This window comes from Flavobacterium sp. 38 (genome assembly GCF_057799715.1).
Genome location: NZ_JBYNWZ010000005.1, coordinates 136,855 through 157,364, shown reverse-complemented (window position 1 = coordinate 157,364; position 20,510 = coordinate 136,855). Strand labels below are relative to the sequence as shown.

Here is a 20,510-nt window from a genome sequence, read left to right as displayed (position 1 = left end):
GATAATAGAATTCAGGTTATAGATCAATTCGTGCTATTTGTAGCTTAAAAAAGCGCGGTAGTATATGTTATAGTGTGTCGCCAAAGTGTGCAATTTATATTTGCTCAAAAATAAAATTATGCACAAGTTTATATTGATACTGCTTTTTGTACTGACCTTATTTTCATGTGGTACAGATACCGATACGGGAGAATTTACTGTTGGGTCAGATTATCTGGCTTTAAGCAATAAGGTGATTATGATTGATACTGTTACGGTCGATATGTCAACTATAAATTTTGACTCTCTAGCAACTTCAAATCGCGGCAGAATTTTAATTGGAAATTATGAAGATCCTATTTTCGGAAAAGTAAAATCAGATAGTTATTTCCAGCTTTCTACAAGCATTTATGCATTATCCAGCGTTGGTTCAGATACAGAAGCTGTCAATTATGTTTTCGATTCTATTTCGATGATTCTGAAATACGACCATTATTATTACGGAGATACAACAAAAGTGCAGACGTTTAATATTCATCGTTTACTGCAAAAAGTGAAGCCAAATACCGAGGATGATAATTTTTATAATAACTCAACTTTGGCATACAGTCCAGAAAGTCTTGGTATAATATCATATAGACCAAGACCTGTGCAAAAAGATTCTATTAATATCAAAATGAGCAAAGAGTTTGGTGAAGCCCTTTTTCAAAAAATCAAAAAAAGAGAGGTTACAGATTTTGATACTTTTACAGAATACTTGAAAGGATTGGTTTTAGTTCCAGAAACTTCAAATTCGTCCAGCGCTATTGGATTTAGTGTTTCTGAAAGTAAGGTTCGAATGTATTATTCCAAATACCAAGCCGATGCAGATGAAGTACCTTTTACAATCGATTTTCAAATTTTGGATGCTACTAAGCAGTTCAATTCTATTTCCTCAGACAAGACAGGGACTATTCTTGAAAACCTTCCCATTTCGACGGGTAAGCTTTCCAGTACACTGACCAACAATCAGGGATATATTCAATCGGGGACAGGTGTGGCCTGTAGGGTGGATTTTCCGAATATAAAGCAGTTTAAAAATATATCAACCAATGGAGCCATTGTCGATGCAGAATTGATTTTGAAACCTGTCAATAATTCTTATTCCGAAAAATATCCTTTAGCAGATTCTCTAACTGTTTATGTGGGAGATAATTTGAATAGAATTAGTTCAACGCTCGTAAATTCTGCTGGAAGCACAGTTTATGGGAAACTGAATCAAAAGAGCGACGAATTTAATGAAAATGTCGGGTATTCTATTTCTATCGGAGCTTTTCTCCAGAAAGAAATGCTAAAAGCATCCGATTCAAGGTCGTCACTTATTTTAACCTTGCCCGGAATAGCCCAGTCTGTTAACCGAATAGTTTTGGGCAATCAAAAACATGCCAACAATAAAATTCAGCTGAAAATTTATTACATCTCTTATTAAATGAAAAATAATATTGTTTTATGGAGCTGCTTCCTTCTACTGTCGCTGACTTCCTTTTCTCAAAGTATTTCAAGTTCTCCGTATTCGCTTTATGGCGTTGGCAGTTTGTATGATGCAGATTTTGGCTATCTGCCTTCAATTGGCGGTTCAGGTATTGCTTTGCCTTCAGATACTTTTATTAACAACCTAAATCCCGCATCGCTAGGATTTATGTATTCGAATCATTTTCTTTTTGATATTGGAGGAAAAGCTATTGCCACAACGTATCAGAGTAGTACGCGTACAGAAAAGCGAAATAATTTTCAATTTTCGCATTTAGCTTTTGCTTTTCCAGTGACTAAAAATTCAGGTTTTAGTTTAGCACTCCGACCTTATTCTAGTTCGGTGTTTAAAATCTCAAATTTAAAGCTTCCAATTGCCGATAGCCAGGAATACTATTATGTAACGGCTCAAGGATCTGGCGGTTTGAATAATTTAGATTTTTCATACGGATATAGATTCGGTAAAAAATTGACATTGGGAGCAACGGGAACAGTTTTGTTTGGAAATACGGTTGATGATCGCGCTTTTTTAATTTCAAATGCCATTACAACAATACATAAACAAACAGATTATAGAGGAGTTCGAGCGACTTTAGGTGCTCAGTTTAAAATAGATTCTACTTTTACAATCGGAACAACGGTTAAAGTTCCAGCGAGAATAAACGCTTCAAAAGTACAGACGGTAACAAGCATCGCAGACGAAGTAGAATCTGCAATAGAAACCGATCAAGCTACAGATACAGACGATTATTATATGCCTCTAGAAATTGGTTTTGGAGCCAGCAAAAGGTTTAAAAATAATCTGAATGTGACTTTGGATTACGAAAAGAGTTTTTGGAAAAACACAAAGCAGTCTGAACTTTATGGCGAATTTGTAAATCAGGATCGTTTTGCGCTCGGATTTACTTATAGTGCCAAAAAGAATGTCAGGAAATATTGCGATAGAGTAGGGTACGCTGCAGGTGTGAATTTTGATAATGGCTATCTAGAAATCGACAAACAGCGCGTAAACAATGCCTCTATTTCTATTGGGTTAAATCTGCCAATAGACAATACATTTTCTTCACTTAATATTTCTTATTCTTACGGGCAGAAAGGCAGAATTGCAAATGATTTAATAAAAGAAAATTACCATAAAATATCACTCAATTTATCGTTGGACGGAATTTGGTTCGTCAAGCGAAAGTTTGAATAATATTCTAAAAGTCTTTTTTGATTACAGGATATTTATGTTCTAAAATTGACTCTAAAACCGTAGGATTTGAGTTGACATAAAATAAAGGATCATGATCTGCACTTTCAGAAAAACCAACTTTATCGCGAAGCAGGTTTTTGGTCTGGCGCGCAACAGCTTCTCCTGAATCTATTATTTTAATATGATCTGGGAGAATTTTTTTTATCTGTGGAATTAAATAAGGATAATGGCTGCATCCTAAAACCAAATAATCAATATTAGCTTCGATCATAGGCTGTAGGTATGACTCCAGTAATTGTGTCATTTCTGGCGAATACAAATTGCCATCTTCAATAAGCTGTACAAGTCCGTGCCCAACTTGTTCAATGATTTTAGTATTCTGAAACATCTCAGCCGTTTTATTAAATAATTCACTGTTAAGAGTTCCTTTTGTAGCTAGGATTCCAATTACCTGTGTCTGCGAATTGTTCGCTGCAGGTTTAATTGCAGGCTCAATTCCAACAAACGGAATATCATAATCTCTACGAAGTTCGAATATAGCATTTGTTGTTGCTGTATTACAGGCCACAACAATTAATTTGCAATTATTCTCTAATAAAAATTCTACATTTTTTTTACTCAATGCAACAATTTCGTCCTTACTTTTTTGTCCATAAGGAGCATTTTTACTGTCAGCCAGATAAATGGTTTTTTCATTTGGAAGAAGATCATGAATAGCGCTCCAGATGGAAGTTCCGCCAATACCAGAATCAAAAACGCCTATAGGATTATTGTTTGTCATAAAGCAAAAGTAGTATTTTTTAAATATAAATTCGTTATTCTAAGTTAAGTCAAATCTATAAATTATGCCAAATATTATGTTTAATTTTTTGTAAAAAAAAACTGCTCAAATTATAAAATTGAGCAGTTTAATTATAGCGATTTAATTTCTTAGAATCCTAAATCTTTTTTAACGTCAGCAGTGATGTTTGGACCATCAGCTAATAATAAAGTAGAACCGTCTAAAACGTATTGGAAACCTTTAGCTTTTCCAACTTTTTGGATAGAAGCTCTTACTTTTTCCATTAATGGTTTTACGATGTCAGTTTCTTTTTGTTGTAATTCTTTTTGAGCATTGTCTCTGTAATCAACAATTCTCTTTTGCATATCTTGAACCTCTTTAGAACGCTCACCGTTTACAGCATCAGTTACAGTTGCAGCTTCAGCTTCGTACTTTTTGATTTTTACTTGATATTCGTCAACCATCTTTTTGTATTCAGCATCATAAGTTCCACTTAATTTCTGTAATTGATTTTGAGCATCTAGCATAGCAGGCATTTTAGACATGATCTCGCTTACATCAACATGGGCTACCTTCGCTTGCGCGTTCATTGTGTTACTTGCTCCTAAAATTAAAATCGCAGCAATTAGTAAAGTTTTGATTTGTTTCATCATTTTTAAAATATTAATTAATTATTGGTCGTATTTGCTTTTTGTTGTTCGGCTTCTTTTGCTTTTTTAGCCGCTTCTCTTTCTTCTAAAATTTTCTTTCTTCTCTCTTCCAATTCTTTTTTACGCTGTTCGTAAAGTAATTGTCTTTCTTCTGCTTTTGACATTGCAGGCTGTTCTGTGGCAGGAGTTTCTCCTGTTGCCGCAGGCGTTGTTGCAGGTTTAGCAGTCGAATTTGTGTTAACAGCTCCGCTTGTTGCAGCAGGGACCGCTGTTGATGGAACTGTTCCAGAAACCGTGCCATTTTTTTTGGCTTCTCTCTCTGCAGCTGCTGCATTTCTTCGATCTTCGTATTCTTTTCTCTTAGCTTCCTGCTCTAATTTTCGATCTTGAATTAATTTCTCTCTAGCAGCTCTTTTTTCGTCTAGTGCTTTCTGGCGATCTTGCATTGCTGGATTCTCATCAATTGCATTTTCAAGATTTTCTTTAGCTTCTTGCTGTTTCAATTCTTTTTTCGTCAGCTGTTCACGTTTTTCAGTACGGTTTAAAATTCTTAAAACCTGATCGCTGATATCAAATCTTTTATTGCTAAAAAGCATCGTAAGATCTGATGATTTATCAAAAACAAAATCGTAATTTTTTGCTTCTGCTATATCTTGCACAGCAGTAAAAACCTGATCTTGTATAGGCTTTGCCAAAGCTGCCTTTTGTCTCATTAAATTACCGTCAGAACCAAATTGTTTCTGCTGATAATCCATCATTTCCTGCTCAAGAAACTTAATTTCAGTTTCTCTTTCTTCTATTAATTCTTTTGTAAGTAAAGCTTTTTCTGTTTTTAAGCTTTCTTTCAAATTATTTATATTTAATTTTTTAGCCTCAACTTCCTGTTTCCACTTTTGAGCTTTTTGCTCCAATTGTGATTTGGCTTCTTTATAATCGGAAACATTTTCTAAAATATATTCCATGTCGATGTAGCCTATTCTAGTCGTCTTACCTTGTGCCTGACTTGTATTTGCTACAATCAAGGCTAAAAATATAAATAAAAATTGTTTTCTCATAACATAACTTTATTTGATGATTTTTAACCAAACGTTATTTCACTAAAATTGTTGTCCAATGATAAAGTGTGTTTCCCATCCATTCGCTTTTGTTTGTCCTGGAAGAGCGTCAAATCCGTAACCAAAGTCGATACCCAATAATCCAAATGCAGGCATAAATACGCGTAAACCAGCACCAGCAGAACGGTTTAAGTCAAACGGGTTGTAATCTTTAAACGTTGGATATGATGAACCTGCTTCTAAGAATGTTAATGCAAAAATAGAAGCCGATGCTTTTAATGTAATTGGGTAACGTAATTCCATAGAGAATTTGTTGTAAATCGTTGCACCAATTGCATCACCATTTATGTTTACTGGAGTTAAAGAGTTATTTGGATAACCTCTCAACTGAATAGTTTCTCTACCATCCATTGAGTAGTTTGCCATACCATCACCTCCTAAGTAAAAACGTTCAAACGGAATAACACCTCTTTCTTGGTTATAAGCTCCTAAGAAACCAAACTCTGTTAGCGTTCTTAATACTAATTTTCCATAAACCTTAGTATACCAGTCTCCTTTAAATTTAACTTTATAATATTCTAACCAGTTGTATTTTTTCTGATCGACTTTTGCCACATCTGTATCAGCGCTTGAATAGTCTGATCCTACACTCGCATAACCTGTTTGACCGTTTACAGTTTCTGTTTTAACATAGTCACCATTGTTAAGCGGTTTTCCGTCTATACCACTTCCTGATGTTCCTGTATATTGTGTTTTGTATTCTTTCTGGTTTTGCAAATCACCATAATCAATTCCGTTAAATAATGAATATGGAGGAGTAACTTTAGCAGAAATACTAAATTCAGAACCATACATTGGGAAGATAGGATTTGTTCCTTTATTACTTCTTGAAAGTCCGATTGTATAAGCTAAGTTTCTTGACGCACCATTACCAAACGTAAACAAACCTGTATTATAATTGTTCAAGTCGTAATGCTGATAACTTACCGATTGTGATAATACGAAGTAGTCATCTGGCACGGTTAACCTTTTAGCTAAACCAACTTGGACTGTAAAAATATTAAAACTTTTGCTTCTATCAACAGTTCGAGTAATATAATTGTTAAGAAATTGCTTACTATATGAAATAGATGAACTAAACTGTACTGGTTTCTTTCCTCCAAACCAAGGCTCTGAGAACGATAAACTATACGTTTGGAAGTATGTACTTCCTTGCAGACGAAGCGCTACTTTTTGTCCATCTCCCATTGGTAAAGGCTTATAAGCTTCTTTGTCGAACATTTTTCGCGCAGAGAAGTTGTTAAACGAAAGTCCTAATGTACCAATGAAACCTCCACCGCCATAACCTCCTTGAAGTTCGACCTGGCTAGATCCTTTTTCAACTACATTGTATTCAATATCAACAGTTCCAGCTCCAGCATCTACGTTTTTAAACTTAGGATCGATTGCCTCAGGATCAAAGAATCCTAATTGTCCAATCTCACGAATCGTTCTAACCAATTGTTCTTTACTGTATTTTTCACCTGGTTTTGTTCTTAACTCACGGTAAATAACATGATCGTTTGTTTTGTCGTTTCCAACAACCGTAATTTTATTGAAATAAGCGATAGGACCTTCAGTAACTCTAATCTCAAAATCGATAGTGTCATTAACCGTTCTAACCTCTACAGCATTAATGTTTGAGAACAAATAACCGTTGTTTTGGTACAAGTTAGTAATGTCTTCAGCATCTGGTTTTGTTTTATCAGCAATTCTTTTTTCTAATAAAACTCCGTTATAAGTTTCTCCTTTTTTAATCCCTAAATAACGGTTTAAAAGCTGATCTGAATAAACGGTATTTCCTAAGAACTTGATATTTCCGAAGTAATATTTGTTTCCTTCTTCTACATTAATATTAATAGAAAGTGTATTTTTTTGTTTGTTATATTTTATAGAATCGTAAATAATACGCGCATCACGATATCCTTTTTCTTTGTACGTTGCGATTACTTTTTCTAAATCAGTTTTATATTTTTCTGGAATAAATTTAGAAGCTTTAAAGACACGAATAAAATTTTTCTGTTTGGTGTCTTTCATCGCAGCACGCAATTGCGTGTCTGTAAGTTGTTTGTTCCCAGTGAAATCAATATTGCTGATTTTCACTTTGTCACCTTTGTCTATTCTGACAAGCATATTAACTTGGTGTCCGTTAATAGTATCAGGAGTATTGGTAATAGTAACTTTTGTGTTATAAAAACCTTCTTTTTTATACTTGTTTTCGATGTAGTTTTTAGTGGTTGTAATTAAGTTTTCGTTGACAATTTTGTTTTTTGTCAAGTTGTTATCTTTAATTAAACCTTCGATTTTACTTTTCTTTACACCAACGATTTTAACTTCATTTAGTTTAGGAAGCTCAACAATGTCTAAATCTAAATAGATACTGTCATTTTCTACTTTATTAACATAGAACGCGATTTCATCAAAAAGCCCTAGTTTTCCTAATTTTTTAATTGCACTACTGATTTCTTCTCCAGGTACAGTGATCTCTTGGCCTTTTTGAAGTCCTGAAAAGGTAACAACAGTCTGTTCATTGAAGCTTATTTTACCAACAACAGAAACTTTAGCTAGAATATATTTTTTTCCTTGATCAAAAGGAACTCTTTCTTGTGCTTTAATTTGTGAAAAACTACCCAAAAGTAAAAGGGTAAAGACTATTTGTATTTTTTTTTGCAACACTAAAAAATTATTTAATTTGTTCACTGGTTTTTCCAAATCTACGTTCTCTTTTTTGATAACTAATAATAGCCTCATATAAATCTTGGTCTTTAAAGTCTGGCCACAAGACATTAGTAAAATACAATTCTGCATAGGCGATCTGCCATAGCAAAAAATTACTTATTCTATGTTCTCCACTTGTTCGTATTAATAAATCTACGTCAGGTAAATTTTGCGTGTAAAGATGCTCATTTATAATTGAATCGTCAATAGTGTCTATTGAAATTATATTATTTTTAACTTTATCACTAATTGACTTTACGGCATTTACCAATTCTTCTCTAGAGCCGTAGCTTAAAGCGAGAGTAAGAGTTAAGCGTGTATTATTTTTAGTCTTTTCCATAACATCCAAAAGTTCTTTTTGGGCTGTTTTTGGCAATTTATCAAGATTTCCTATTGCATTAAGTCTGATATTGTTTTCTTGAAGGGTAACGAGTTCTTTTTTTAATGAATTAATCAATATTTTCATTAATGCCTGTACCTCAAGTTTTGGGCGGTTCCAGTTTTCTGTAGAGAAAGCATATAGCGTTAAATATTCAATTCCTAGTTTAGCTGAGGTTTTGATGATGTCTTTTACAGATTTGGTACCATTTTCGTGGCCAAATGCACGCAGAAAGCCTTGTTGTTTAGCCCAACGTCCGTTACCGTCCATAATAATGGCAAGGTGTTTTGGTAAGTTTGTGTGATCTATTGATTCTATTAAATTCATTTTATTCTGCGCAATAGCAAGGTTTTTGTCCAAAGGTATAGGTTAAAGTAATACCTGAAAAAACATACCAGTCATTATTATTTAAATTTCCAAACTTTAAAATGTTTGAACTACTTGTGTCAGGGTTGCTTCCGTCAATATTGTCTGTAAAAGTATAACGTACTCCAGTTTCAAGTCCTAATACGAAACGTGGCGTTATATTCGATTTTATACCTAATATAAAAGGTATAGCAAGAGAGCTTGAGTTTTCGGAATATATTACGTTTGGGCTTGTAGTATACCTATATAAATTATCGAAGATAAAGAAATTTAATCCTGAATATACATAAGGTGTAATTTTTGTATGATAATCATGTAAGTTAAAATCAAAGAAGTTAAATTCTAATCCAGCAGAAAGCTCTTTTATGTCATTATCAAAACGATAGCCTCTCTGGTTTCTTCCTGATTCCTCCGATTTGAAATCGTTTCCACTAACATTTGATTGGGTGTAAGAGAATCTCCAAGAATGTCTAGGGCTTCTATTCCATTTATACAGAATGCCAAAAGCTAGTTTTTCTGGGTTGATATAAGTTGTTTTACCAACATCTCCAACAAAGTTGCTTCCACCAAGAAAAACACCAATCTCATTGATTTGAGCATTAAGTGTAATAAAGGGGAAAAAACATAACAATAAATTAAAAATTTTCTTCATTTAATTCAAAATTGCGTGCAAATATAATAATTATCAATACGAATCAAAGTTCCTTTGCTTAAATGTGCTTTTTTTTCAATTTACGTTATGATTTTGAGCCATTTAATGATGATTCACTACATGCAGAACGAGAAAATGTGGTATTATCGTATAGTGAAGAATCAGAAAAGAGTTTAATTTCTTTTATCTTCTCCCCAGAGCAGTTTGTTTCTCAAGGTCTTTAAGAAAGTTTCGCCTGGTATTTCAACCATTTTAATTTTGTAATCTGTTTTTTTAATTTTTAAAATAGATTCATTTTTCACAGAGGAAATTCTCGAATCTAAAGAAACCAAGTATTGGTCTTCTCTTCCTGTTACGCGTAGTGTAATTTCAGTGTCGTCAGGAATAACAAGAGGTCTGGCGGTTAAATTGTGAGGGGCAATTGGCGTAATAACAAGGCTTTTTACATCTGGCGTTAAAATTGGTCCGCCGCAGCTTAGAGAATATCCTGTTGATCCGGTTGGCGTTGAAATGATTAATCCGTCGGCCCAATAAGAATTTAAATATTCATTGTTCAAATAAGTTTCAACCGTAATCATCGAAGTCGTGTCTTTTCTGCTCACTGTAACTTCATTCATTGCAAAATTAAGTTCTTTAAAAGCCTCGTTATAAGGTTCACAGCTTAATCCTAACAAAGTTCTTTCAGAAGTGGTGTAATTTTGATCTATTACATATTGTAGTAAACTTTCGATATTTTCTTTCTGAACTTTAGCAAGAAAACCTAATCGGCCTGCATTTATACCTAATAAAGGAACTCCAGAATTACGAACAAAAGCAGCGGCTCTTAAAATGGTACCGTCACCTCCAATACTAATCAGCATTTCAAAACTATTGTCTAAAGCAGTACTTGGAGAAAAAGTTTTGTATTCTTTTTTTACAAGCTGTTTTTCGTAAAGCATTTTCAGGAAATTTTCTTCAATTACCATTTCAACGTTATTGGTATTGAAAAATTTGAAAATGTCTTTTATAATAGGTTCTGTGCTATTCTGATAGTATTGTCCGTAAATGGCTATTTTCATTCTATTTAAATTAGATAATTTGTCAATGTGTCAATTAGATAATTTGCAAATGTGAAAAATGTCTAATTAACTAATTTTCTCATTGGCACATTCAAAATCTATATATTAAGGTATTTGTCTAAATAATCTGATCGCTCTTTTAAGCTGTTAATATAAGTGTCTTCCTGATGTTCAGAAATAATTTCGTAACCATATCTTCTATAGGTCTGGATAATCTCATTAATTGCTCCTAAACCAATTTTTACCGTAATCTGAACATTGTTTTCTGTATCAGCTTCAGAAACAAAACAGCCTAAAACTTTTCCGTTATTGCTTTCTATAATTTGGGTTACCTCACTCATTGAATAATCCAAAAGACCTTTTTGTACAATAATAATAGCGCCTGGTTCTTTTAAAAATGGAGTTTCTTGAAAAAACTTCATAATGTCTACCATTTCATAATAGCCAATATAATTATTGTTTTCGTCAAGAATAGGAAGGATGTTCGTATGGTTTTTGGCAAAAACCTCTAGAACATCAAGCCAAATCATCGATTTTCTGGCAAAAAAACGTTCTAAAGTATATTTGTAGTCAATTGCTTTTTTATCAATGTCAAACGTTTCAACATCATCAGAAGAGATGCTTCCAATGAAAGTACCGTCTTCTAAAATCGGGAAATGAGAAAAATTTACATCGATAAAAAAGTCTTGAATCGAGGCTATCGTTTCCTGACTGTCAATCGCTCTGAAATCGTTTGTGATATAGTTTGTAATTTCTGTCATAAATCAATTGAGGATATTTGATGCAAAATAATCAAAAAATACCGAAAACCGCTCTGTTTTACTTTGTATTTTTGTCGTAACAAATATAAGGTTACTAGAATTAATATCTATTTATATGACAAAATTAAGTGTAAATATCAATAAAATAGCAACGCTACGAAATGCTCGCGGCGGAAATGTTCCTGATTTATTAAAAGTGGCTGCAGATATTCAGCGATTTGGCGGGCAAGGAATTACTATTCACCCACGTCCAGATGAGCGCCATATTCGTTATCAGGATGCGCGCGATTTAAAAGCAGTAGTTACAACAGAATATAATATTGAAGGAAATCCGCAGCATAATTTTATTGATTTGGTTTTAGAATGCAAGCCAGACCAAGTAACCTTGGTTCCAGACGCAATTGGCGCTATAACTTCTTCTGCAGGTTGGGATACAATAAAAAATCAAGAATATTTGACAGAAGTGATTCAGGAATTTCAAAGAAACGGAATCAGAACTTCGATTTTTGTTGATCCGATTTTGGAAATGATTGAAGGAGCTAAAAAAACGGGTACAGATAGAATTGAATTGTACACAGAATCTTTTGCGCACCAATACGATTTAGGAAACGAAAGAGGGATTGATCCTTATGTTGAAGCCGCTAAATTGGCAAATGAATTAGGTTTAGGAATCAATGCTGGACACGATTTGAGTTTGGATAATATTAAGTTTTTTAAACAAAATATTCCTGGTTTATTAGAGGTTTCTATTGGTCATGCCTTGATTTCAGAGGCACTTTATCTAGGTTTGGATAATACGGTGAATATGTATCTGAATAAATTGAAATAACACTTTTGCGAGTCTCTGCGAAACTCTGTGTGATAACTTTTACACAAAGATTCACACAGAGTTTCGCAGAGAATCTCAAAAAATAAATATTTAAATATGTTATACTCAAAAATAGAAGGCGAAGGAAAACCATTTGTCATCATCCACGGCTTTCTCGGAATGTCTGATAACTGGAAAACCCTAGCAGGACAATATGTAGAAGCCGGATTTCAAGTTCATATTTTAGATTTAAGAAACCACGGCCGCAGTTTTCACTCAGACGAGTGGAGTTACGAAGCAATGGTTCAGGACGTTTATGAATACTGTCAAGCAAATAATCTAACACGAATTGATATTCTAGGACATTCAATGGGAGGAAAAGTTGCTATGCTATTCGCGACTACGCATCCAGAAATTGTAGATAAATTGATAGTGGCAGATATTGGCCCGAGATTTTATAAACAGCATCATCAAGATATTTTGGAAGGATTAAACGCTATTGATTTTTCGGTAAAACCAAGCCGAAATGACGTAGAAGCAACTTTGTCACAATATGTTCCCGATTTTGGAACACGCCAGTTTTTATTGAAAAATTTATATTGGAAAGAACCTGGGCAATTAGCTTTCAGATTCAATTTAGAAGCTTTTAATAATAATCTGGATGCTATAGGAAAACCTTTGCCAGACGGTTTAGTTTTTGACCAGCCGACATTGTTTATCCGCGGAGGAAATTCTGGTTATATTCAAGATGCAGATCTTAATGGAATCCGTCAGCATTTTCCAAACTTAAAACTAGAAACGATTCCAAACGCTGGGCATTGGCTTCATGCCGAAAATCCGAAAATGTTTTTCGAAATGACAGCTTCCTTTTTAAAAGAGTAGTTTTTGTGATAAAAATTTTAGTACATTTATTTAAAATTTAAAAGAAAAAGTTATGAAATTAATACTTAGACTTCTTGTTACAGCAGCCTTGGTTTTGTTACTGTCTAACCTTTTAACTGGTGTTCATGTGGCAAGTTTTGGAACAGCTGTAATTGTTGCTTTTGTTCTAGGATTGCTTAATTTGTTTATAAAACCAATATTGGTTATCCTGACATTGCCCGTAACAGTGGTTACTCTCGGATTATTTTTATTAGTTATAAACGCCATCATTATTTTACTTTGTACAAAGATTGTAGGAGGCTTTGCGGTAGATTCGTTCTGGACAGCATTAATATTTAGTGTAATTTTGTCTATTCTGCAATCGATCACCTATAAAATACTAGGAGACGATAAATAAAACATTATGTCAGATTAAAACTGCTTCTAATACAATAGATTAAAAACTTGGTTGGGTTGCAAAAATTTTATAATTTTGCAACCCAATTTTATTATGTAAATTAAAGAAGAAGATGGATATTAAAAGAGTAGCAATAGACGCTGTAAACGAGACAATCGTTATGAACGTTGTTCATATGGATTATAAAGGTCAAGTAGCAAAAAGAATTAACGAAAAGATGCCTTTAGCACAAGTTAAAGGATTTAGAAAAGGTGCCGTGCCTAAAGATCTTGTTGAAAAACAATACGGAAAAGCTATTAAGCAAGAAGAGATCAAAAAAGTAGTTGATTTGGCTTTAGAGCGTTATATTCAATCTGAAAGATTAAATCTTTTAGGAACTCCTCTTGCTAAAGTAAATGAAGATTTTAACTGGGATGCAGAAGAATTAACTTTCGAATACGAAATTGGTTTAGTGCCAAACTTCGAAATTGATTTAGAAGCTAAAAATGATATCGTAAAATATATCGTTACTGCTGACGATAAATTAATCGACGGACAAGTAGAGCGTATCCAAAAACAATTTGGAAAAGCAATTCCTCAAGAAGTATCTGATGAAAACTCAGATTTAACTGGAACTTTCTCAAACGAAGCTGAAGGAATCGACAATACAACTACAATTGCAGTTAGCGCTTTCAGTAAAAAAGCTGGAAAACAATTCGTAGGTAAAAAAGTTGGAGATGTTGTTACAGTAAGCACAAAAGGTTTATTTGAAGACGATCACCAATTAATGGATTACTTAAAAGTTGCTCACGAAGGTGTTCACGGTTTAGATGTTGAAGTAAACTTTACTATCAGTGCTATCAACGGTTCTGAGCCAGCTGAATTAAACCAAGAATTATTTGACAAACTTTTTGGTGAAGGAAAAGTAGCTTCTCTAGAAGATTTAAAAGCTAAAATTAAAGAAGATGCTGAAGCACAATTTGCACAGCAATCAGAACAAAAATTATTATTAGACGTTCAGGATTTCTTAATCGAAAACACAAAATTCGATTTACCAGCTGAATTCCTTAAAAAATGGTTGCAAACTGTAGGAGAGAAAAAATTAACTGCTGAAGAAGCTGAAGTTGAATACGCAAGATCTGAAAAAGGTTTACGTTTCCAATTAATCGAAGGAAAAGCTTTAGCACAAAGCAATATCCAAATTACATTTGAAGACTTAAAAGCTTTTACATCAAGCGCTATCAGACAGCAAATGGCTCAATTTGGACAAACAAATCCAACTGACGAAGAAGTAGAAGGAATCGTGGCTAGAGTTTTATCTAACCAAGAAGAAGTGAAGAGACTTTCTGAGCAAGTTGTAGCATCAAAAATGTTAGATATCTTCAAAGAAAAAGCTAACCCAACAACTAAAGAGGTTACTTACGAAGAATTTATCGCTGCTTCTTACGGAGAATAATTTCTAAAATAATATTCATATTAAGAGCGTCAGGAAGTTTTTTCCCGACGCTCTTTTGTTTTAATTTATTTTTTGATTACTTTTCAGAAGCTAATCCAGCTATCCGTTGCAAGTTTTTTTATTGTCGCCTTTTTTTGTAAGGTAAAAAAAGAGCTTCCGTTGGTCGCTTTTTTCTACCAACAAAAAATAGTTGTCAATTAAAAAAAGCTTTCCACTGCTATCTGGGCTAGAAACAGGACAAATTGACATTTTTTTGAAAGAGGTACAACCTTTGATGAGAAAATAATATCATTAACATAAACTTAGAACACTACAATATGAACTACGGTAAAGAATTCAAAAAATTTGCTACAAAGCACCAAGGAGTAAACGCAATGTATTACGATAAAATCGTAGCCGCAATGACTCCAACAAACATGACTCCATATATTATAGAAGAACGCCAGTTGAATATTTCTCAATTAGACGTTTTCTCAAGATTAATGATGGATAGAATTATCTTTTTAGGAACAGGTATTGACGATCAGATTGCTAATATTGTTCAGGCTCAGTTATTATTTTTAGAAAGCGCTGATGCTTCAAAAGATATTCAAATTTATTTAAACTCTCCAGGAGGAAGTGTTTACGCAGGTTTAGGAATTTACGATACAATGCAATACATCAAACCAGATGTAGCAACAATCTGTACAGGAATGGCAGCTTCTATGGGAGCAGTTTTATTATGTGCAGGAGCAGCTGGAAAACGTTCTGCATTGCCTCACTCAAGAGTAATGATTCACCAGCCATCTGGAGGAGCACAAGGAGTTGCAACAGATATGGAAATCAACTTACGTGAGATGTTAAAATTGAAAGATGAATTATATAACATCATTTCACAACACTCTGGACAGTCATTCGAAAGAGTTCACAAAGACAGTGAGCGTGACTATTGGATGAAAGCTGACGAAGCAAAAGAGTACGGAATGATTGACGAAGTATTAAGAAGAGGATAATTTTCTTAAAGCTTCTAAGTTATTAAGATGCTGAGTTACTGAGGCTCTTTGTAATTTTAAAAAATCATAAATAAAGTATAAGATTAAGCTGTAAAGAAGTTAAGTTTTTAAGTTTTAGGTCAAAAAGCTTAGAAACTTAGTATCTTTGCAGCTTAGTAACATAAATAGAATGGCAAAAGTAGTATTAGAATGTTCGTTTTGTGGAAGAAAGAAGCCAGAAACTAATTTATTAATTGCGGGTATCAATGCACATATTTGTGATAAATGTATTGAACAAGCACACGGAATTGTATTAGAAGAATTAAAATCTAGCGGAAGCGCAAAACTAGTTGGGGACTTAATTTTAAAGAAACCAAAAGAAATTAGAGCTTTCCTGGATCAATATGTTATTGGTCAAGATCAGACTAAAAAAGTAATGTCGGTTGCGGTTTACAATCACTACAAACGTTTAATGCAACAGCAATTGGACGACGAAGTGGAGATTGAAAAAAGTAACATCATCATGGTGGGACAAACCGGAACTGGAAAAACATTAGTAGCAAAAACCATTGCAAAAATGTTAGATGTTCCGTTGGCAATTGTTGATGCAACAGTTTTGACAGAAGCAGGTTATGTTGGAGAAGACGTAGAAAGTATTTTGACACGTTTACTTCAAGCTGCAGATTATGATGTGGCAAAAGCCGAAAGAGGAATCGTATTTATTGACGAAATTGATAAAATTGCCCGTAAGAGTGATAACCCGTCAATTACGCGTGACGTTTCTGGAGAAGGTGTTCAGCAGGCATTATTAAAATTATTAGAAGGAACAGTTGTAAATGTACCGCCAAAAGGAGGACGTAAACACCCAGACCAGAAATTTGTTGAGGTAAATACTCAAAACATCTTGTTTATTGCCGGTGGAGCTTTTGATGGCGTAGAGCGTATTATTTCAAAACGTTTAAACCGTCAGGCAGTGGGTTACTCAACTTCTAAAAATGTTGACAATATCGACAAAGACAATTTGTTGCAGTATATCATTCCAAAAGACATCAAAGACTTTGGTTTAATTCCTGAGATCATAGGTCGTTTGCCAGTTTTAACGCACATGGATCCTTTGGATAAAGAAACACTTCGTGCTATTTTAACGCAACCTAAAAACGCTTTAATCAAACAATATCAGAAATTGTTCTTAATGGATGATGTTGAATTTACCATTACAGACGAAGCATTAGATTTTATTGTAGATAAAGCTTTAGAATATAAATTAGGTGCTCGTGGATTACGTTCGTTATGCGAAGCTATCCTGACAGATGCCATGTACGAACTGCCAACTTCAGACGATATCAGTCTGACAATTGACAAAGAATACGCAGAACATACGTTAAGTAAAAACTTATTGAAGCGTATGGAAATTGCTTCTTAAAGTAATCCTATAATTTTGTCAAAGTTTTAAACTTTGACAAAGTTCACATCCTAAACCTGTTCATTTTTTTGAGCAGGTTTTTTTTTATATTTTATTTCGTGTTATTTCTTACATTTGTTTTAGCCGATTCGTTTAATCATAAGTTTTAAATATGGATTTTGGAAGTATGGAAATTGGTTTGCTGATATGGCAAATTGTTCTTTTTGTTTTTTACGGTGCTTTTTTTGGAATTATTTTTTATACTTTGTTTTTGGTTATAAAAGCACTTAAAAAGTATTTAAGAGAATAAAAAAATAAATTGAAACTTAATCTGGTAATTAAATTATTGAAGATACTATATTGCTTCATTATTTTTTTTGCGTTGTGGTTCTGTGTCCAAAAGAAAGAGGATAAATCACTTTTGCTTCCAAAAAAAGAAGACAAGTTATTTGAGGCGAAAACAGATTATAGTTCTTATTACAAAGAAGCTTTAGCATTTTGCAAAACCAACAATTACAATCAAAATTTCTTTTTTCTTATTGATTTAGGATTGCATTCTGGCTATAAAAGATTTTTTATTTACGATTTTAAGCAAAACAAAATTGTAAAATCTTATATGGTGAGTCACGGCTGTGGCGATAACCAATGGCGAAGAACTTCTTCTAAAGAAAAACCGCAGATTAGCAACGAGTTCGATTCACATTGTTCCTCAATTGGGAAATATGTGGTTTTAGATCGCGGTGTGAGTCAGTGGGGCATAAAAGTAAATTATGTTTTGCAGGGAAAAGACAAAACAAATTCGAATGCACGAAACAGTGCCATAGTGCTCCATTCTTGGGATGCAATTTCAGATAATGAAGTTTATCCAGAAGGAACGCCAGAAGGTTGGGGCTGTCCAGCAGTTTCAAACGAAAGCATGAAAGAAATTGACGAACGTTTGAAAAACAATAAAAAAGTCCTGATGTGGATTATCAAGACTTAATATGATATCGCCATCGTGGCTTACTTTGTAATCGTCAAATAAGTAGGATTAGCAATAGCTTGACCATTAAGCCAAACATTTTTTTTGGTAGTAGAGTTTTTTGTTCTCGAATATTCAACTTTTACAATGTCTTTGTCATTTTCATTCCATTGAATATAAGTTTCGGGAAATTTCTCTTTAGGATTGTGGTTTAAGAAAATTCGAATTGCATATCGATCTGAATTTTGGTAAATCATGAAAAAATTAGGATAATCTAAATTGGCTTGATATTGCGGAACCAATTTCCCGTCCAATAAAAAAAGTATTTTTATTTTCTTTGGGTCGTAACTATCAGGATTGCTCGGATTCAATAAATCTTCATTTTTAGAATTAACAACACTGAAGTCTATAGAGGCATCAAGATTAAAACCTTCAATAATGTCTTCTTTAAAAGGATCAGAATCACAACCAATAGAAACCAATAGAATTAGTAAAAGACCAATAGCTTTTTTCATTATTTTAGGATTTAGAAATTTCAAATAAAAATAAGAAAATTTTTAACAAAACCAACTTTTTTATTGAACCCTAAACTTCTCTCGATATTCAATAGGTTTCATTCCGACCATTTTATAAAACACTTTCCTAAAAGCTTTCGGATCGTTATAACCTGTTTTTTCAATAATTTCTGAAATTGAAAGCTGGGTTTGTTCTAAGTATTTTTTGGAGCTTTCTACTCTAATATTCTGAAGATATTCAATTGGCGGAATTCCAGTTACTTGTTTAAAACGGCGTGTCATGTTTCTTGCACTGGTCGGAATATCTTTGGTGATTTCTTCCAGTTTTTCAATTGTATGATACTGACTTTCTATTTTTTGCTGCAACATGGCAACCAAAGTGTCATTGTGTAAATGATTAGGTCTGAAAGTGCTAAAATAACTTTGCTTGTATCGATTTAAATCGATAGAAAATATTTTAGCAATTTTTACTGCCATTTCATTTCCACAAAATTTCTGGACTAAAAGTATCAATAGGTGAAAGGTAGAGGTCGAGCCTCCGCTTGTGTACAAACTTCCGTCAGCGGTTAAAGTCTCTTCAGGTTTTAATTTGACCATTGGAAAAGCTTTTGTAAAAGCACTGCAAGCATCTACATGAGTTGTGGCTAATTTTTCGTTTAGCAAACCTGACGCAGCAAACAAAAAAGCTCCTGTACAAAAACTGGCTAATTCAGCTCCAGCTTGATGTTGTTTTTTCAGCCAGGGAATAAAATTTTTATTCTTTTTAATCATCTCGCTCATATTGTCGGTAGTAAAAGCGGGAATTAAAATTAAATCTAAAACACTATCTGAAGACTCAATAGCATTGCTTTTATATCCAAATAAATTTCCTTGATCGGCTTGTTCTTGCGATTGAAAAATCATTATTTCAAATGGTTTTTCGGCTCCCGAGGTAAGTTTGTTTGCGGTTTCAAATACTTCTAATATCGCTGCTATACTTAATAATTTATAGTCGTGAGGTACGATTAAACCTAATTTCTTGCTCATGATATTTATAGTTTTTTGGAGGTTCAGTTTATACAAAAATAAGTAAATTGTCTTAAATGCCCCTAAAAATGACTTTTATTGACATTTTAACTAATCTTAATATTTTAAATTTGTTTTAATTAATTCGTAATTTTATAAAGATGAAAACAAAGATATTCTTAAATCTTGCCGTAAAAGATTTAAAACGTTCAATTGATTTTTTTACACAGTTAGGTTTTTCGTTCAACGAAAAATTTACCAACGAAAAAGGAACCTGTTTAGAGATTGGTGAAAATATTAATGCAATGCTTTTGGTGGAAGAGTTTTATCAGACTTTTACAAAAAAGCAAATTTGCGACACGAAAACAACAAGCGAAGTTCTTATTGCGATTTCAGTAGAAAATCGTGAAAAGGTGGACGAAATTATGGAGAGGGCCGTTAAGGCAGGAGGAACTGATTACAACCAGTCACAAGATTATGGCTGGATGTATCAAAGAACTTTTCTAGATATAGACGGACATCATTGGGAAGTGTTTTATATGGATGAGAATAATATTCCAAATAATCCAGAATGATTTCAGTACAATGCATAATAAATGCACCAATTGCAAAGGTGTGGAAATTATGGACTTTGCCAGAACATATTATAAATTGGAATTATCCATCAGAAGAATGGCAGACAATTGCAGCAGAAAATGATTTAAAAATCAATGGTAAATTTAAATATACCATGCAGGCAAAAGATAAAAGTGCAACATTCGATTTTGAAGGAATATATACAGATGTAAAAGTTCTTTCCTCAATTGAATATTTACTTTCTGACAAAAGAAAAGGAACTATTCGCTTTGAAGAATATAATGGCGCTGTAAAACTTACTGAAATATTTGAACCCAATCTTCAAGACTCAGAAGATATGCAGAAACAATGGTGTCAGACAGTAATAGATAATTTCAAGACTTATGCTGAACATATTAAGAACAATAATTAACTAA

Annotated in this window: 21 protein-coding genes; 11 read left to right on the top strand and 10 right to left on the bottom strand. The window is 33.4% G+C overall.

The window, feature by feature from the left end:
- Nucleotides 1–118: 118 nt before the first annotated feature.
- Both AC3E9W_RS14380 and bamG read left to right on the top strand, forming a co-directional pair.
- Nucleotides 119–1,447, top strand: a complete 1,329-nt coding sequence (locus tag AC3E9W_RS14380) for a DUF4270 family protein (RefSeq protein ID WP_488768866.1) — start codon at nucleotides 119–121, stop codon at nucleotides 1,445–1,447.
- Nucleotides 1,448–2,683 carry a BamG family beta-barrel-assembly machinery protein gene (bamG, locus tag AC3E9W_RS14375; protein ID WP_488768865.1) on the top strand — a complete coding sequence of 412 codons (1,236 nt, stop codon included), beginning with the start codon at nucleotides 1,448–1,450 and terminating at the stop codon, nucleotides 2,681–2,683.
- A gap of 4 nt (nucleotides 2,684–2,687) precedes the next feature.
- On the opposite strand, the gene murI is transcribed toward bamG, so the two are convergent.
- The 8 genes from murI to AC3E9W_RS14335 form a co-directional block, all read right to left on the bottom strand.
- Nucleotides 2,688–3,464: a glutamate racemase gene (gene murI / locus AC3E9W_RS14370; protein ID WP_306159627.1), complete on the bottom strand. Its 777-nt coding sequence runs from the start codon at nucleotides 3,462–3,464 to the stop codon at nucleotides 2,688–2,690.
- 149 nt (nucleotides 3,465–3,613) lie between these two features.
- Nucleotides 3,614–4,117 carry an OmpH/Skp family outer membrane protein gene (locus AC3E9W_RS14365; protein ID WP_170830271.1) on the bottom strand — a complete coding sequence of 168 codons (504 nt, stop codon included), beginning with the start codon at nucleotides 4,115–4,117 and terminating at the stop codon, nucleotides 3,614–3,616.
- Nucleotides 4,118–4,131: 14 nt separating this feature from the next.
- Entirely contained in the window at nucleotides 4,132–5,169 is a 1,038-nt protein-coding gene (locus AC3E9W_RS14360) for an OmpH/Skp family outer membrane protein (RefSeq protein WP_306159625.1), read from the bottom strand.
- A gap of 42 nt (nucleotides 5,170–5,211) precedes the next feature.
- Nucleotides 5,212–7,959 (bottom strand): BamA/OMP85 family outer membrane protein, encoded by a 2,748-nt coding sequence (locus tag AC3E9W_RS14355; RefSeq protein ID WP_456893808.1) that lies wholly within the window; start codon nucleotides 7,957–7,959, stop codon nucleotides 5,212–5,214.
- Nucleotides 7,892–8,632, bottom strand: a complete 741-nt coding sequence (gene uppS / locus AC3E9W_RS14350; RefSeq protein ID WP_306159708.1) for an undecaprenyl pyrophosphate synthase — start codon at nucleotides 8,630–8,632, stop codon at nucleotides 7,892–7,894. The genes AC3E9W_RS14355 and uppS overlap by 68 nt, the downstream gene beginning before the upstream one ends.
- 1 nt (nucleotide 8,633) lies before the next feature.
- Nucleotides 8,634–9,323 carry a type IX secretion system protein PorG gene (gene porG, locus AC3E9W_RS14345; protein ID WP_488768864.1) on the bottom strand — a complete coding sequence of 230 codons (690 nt, stop codon included), beginning with the start codon at nucleotides 9,321–9,323 and terminating at the stop codon, nucleotides 8,634–8,636.
- Between the two features lie 173 nt (nucleotides 9,324–9,496).
- On the bottom strand, nucleotides 9,497–10,381 hold the full coding sequence (locus AC3E9W_RS14340) for an NAD kinase (protein ID WP_306159620.1): 885 nt from the start codon (nucleotides 10,379–10,381) through the stop codon (nucleotides 9,497–9,499).
- 98 nt (nucleotides 10,382–10,479) lie between these two features.
- Nucleotides 10,480–11,142 carry a CBS domain-containing protein gene (locus AC3E9W_RS14335; RefSeq protein WP_306159618.1) on the bottom strand — a complete coding sequence of 221 codons (663 nt, stop codon included), beginning with the start codon at nucleotides 11,140–11,142 and terminating at the stop codon, nucleotides 10,480–10,482.
- 115 nt (nucleotides 11,143–11,257) lie between these two features.
- On the opposite strand from AC3E9W_RS14335, the gene AC3E9W_RS14330 reads away from it, so the two are divergent.
- The 7 genes from AC3E9W_RS14330 (at nucleotide 11,258) to AC3E9W_RS14300 (ending at nucleotide 18,019) form a co-directional block, all read left to right on the top strand.
- Entirely contained in the window at nucleotides 11,258–11,971 is a 714-nt protein-coding gene (locus AC3E9W_RS14330; protein WP_306159616.1) for a pyridoxine 5'-phosphate synthase, read from the top strand.
- A gap of 96 nt (nucleotides 11,972–12,067) precedes the next feature.
- On the top strand, nucleotides 12,068–12,832 hold the full coding sequence (locus AC3E9W_RS14325; protein WP_488768863.1) for an alpha/beta fold hydrolase: 765 nt from the start codon (nucleotides 12,068–12,070) through the stop codon (nucleotides 12,830–12,832).
- Nucleotides 12,833–12,884: 52 nt separating this feature from the next.
- Entirely contained in the window at nucleotides 12,885–13,229 is a 345-nt protein-coding gene (locus tag AC3E9W_RS14320) for a phage holin family protein (RefSeq protein ID WP_306159611.1), read from the top strand.
- A 112-nt stretch (nucleotides 13,230–13,341) separates the two neighbouring features.
- Nucleotides 13,342–14,664, top strand: a complete 1,323-nt coding sequence (locus tag AC3E9W_RS14315; RefSeq protein WP_488768862.1) for a trigger factor — start codon at nucleotides 13,342–13,344, stop codon at nucleotides 14,662–14,664.
- Between the two features lie 317 nt (nucleotides 14,665–14,981).
- Nucleotides 14,982–15,656 (top strand): ATP-dependent Clp endopeptidase proteolytic subunit ClpP, encoded by a 675-nt coding sequence (clpP, locus tag AC3E9W_RS14310; protein ID WP_306159607.1) that lies wholly within the window; start codon nucleotides 14,982–14,984, stop codon nucleotides 15,654–15,656.
- A 169-nt stretch (nucleotides 15,657–15,825) separates the two neighbouring features.
- Entirely contained in the window at nucleotides 15,826–17,058 is a 1,233-nt protein-coding gene (gene clpX / locus AC3E9W_RS14305) for an ATP-dependent Clp protease ATP-binding subunit ClpX (protein ID WP_306159605.1), read from the top strand.
- 400 nt (nucleotides 17,059–17,458) lie between these two features.
- Entirely contained in the window at nucleotides 17,459–18,019 is a 561-nt protein-coding gene (locus AC3E9W_RS14300) for a murein L,D-transpeptidase catalytic domain-containing protein (RefSeq protein ID WP_488768860.1), read from the top strand.
- Between the two features lie 20 nt (nucleotides 18,020–18,039).
- On the opposite strand, the gene AC3E9W_RS14295 is transcribed toward AC3E9W_RS14300, so the two are convergent.
- Nucleotides 18,040–18,513 carry a hypothetical protein gene (locus AC3E9W_RS14295; RefSeq protein WP_488768859.1) on the bottom strand — a complete coding sequence of 158 codons (474 nt, stop codon included), beginning with the start codon at nucleotides 18,511–18,513 and terminating at the stop codon, nucleotides 18,040–18,042.
- Nucleotides 18,514–18,573: 60 nt separating this feature from the next.
- Nucleotides 18,574–19,539 (bottom strand): GlxA family transcriptional regulator, encoded by a 966-nt coding sequence (locus tag AC3E9W_RS14290; RefSeq protein ID WP_488768858.1) that lies wholly within the window; start codon nucleotides 19,537–19,539, stop codon nucleotides 18,574–18,576.
- A 140-nt stretch (nucleotides 19,540–19,679) separates the two neighbouring features.
- Here AC3E9W_RS14290 and AC3E9W_RS14285 point away from each other — a divergent pair, with 140 nt between their 5' ends.
- Both AC3E9W_RS14285 and AC3E9W_RS14280 read left to right on the top strand, forming a co-directional pair.
- Nucleotides 19,680–20,093 (top strand): VOC family protein, encoded by a 414-nt coding sequence (locus AC3E9W_RS14285; protein WP_488768857.1) that lies wholly within the window; start codon nucleotides 19,680–19,682, stop codon nucleotides 20,091–20,093.
- On the top strand, nucleotides 20,090–20,506 hold the full coding sequence (locus AC3E9W_RS14280; protein ID WP_488768856.1) for an SRPBCC domain-containing protein: 417 nt from the start codon (nucleotides 20,090–20,092) through the stop codon (nucleotides 20,504–20,506). The genes AC3E9W_RS14285 and AC3E9W_RS14280 overlap by 4 nt, the downstream gene beginning before the upstream one ends.
- Nucleotides 20,507–20,510 lie beyond the last annotated feature (4 nt).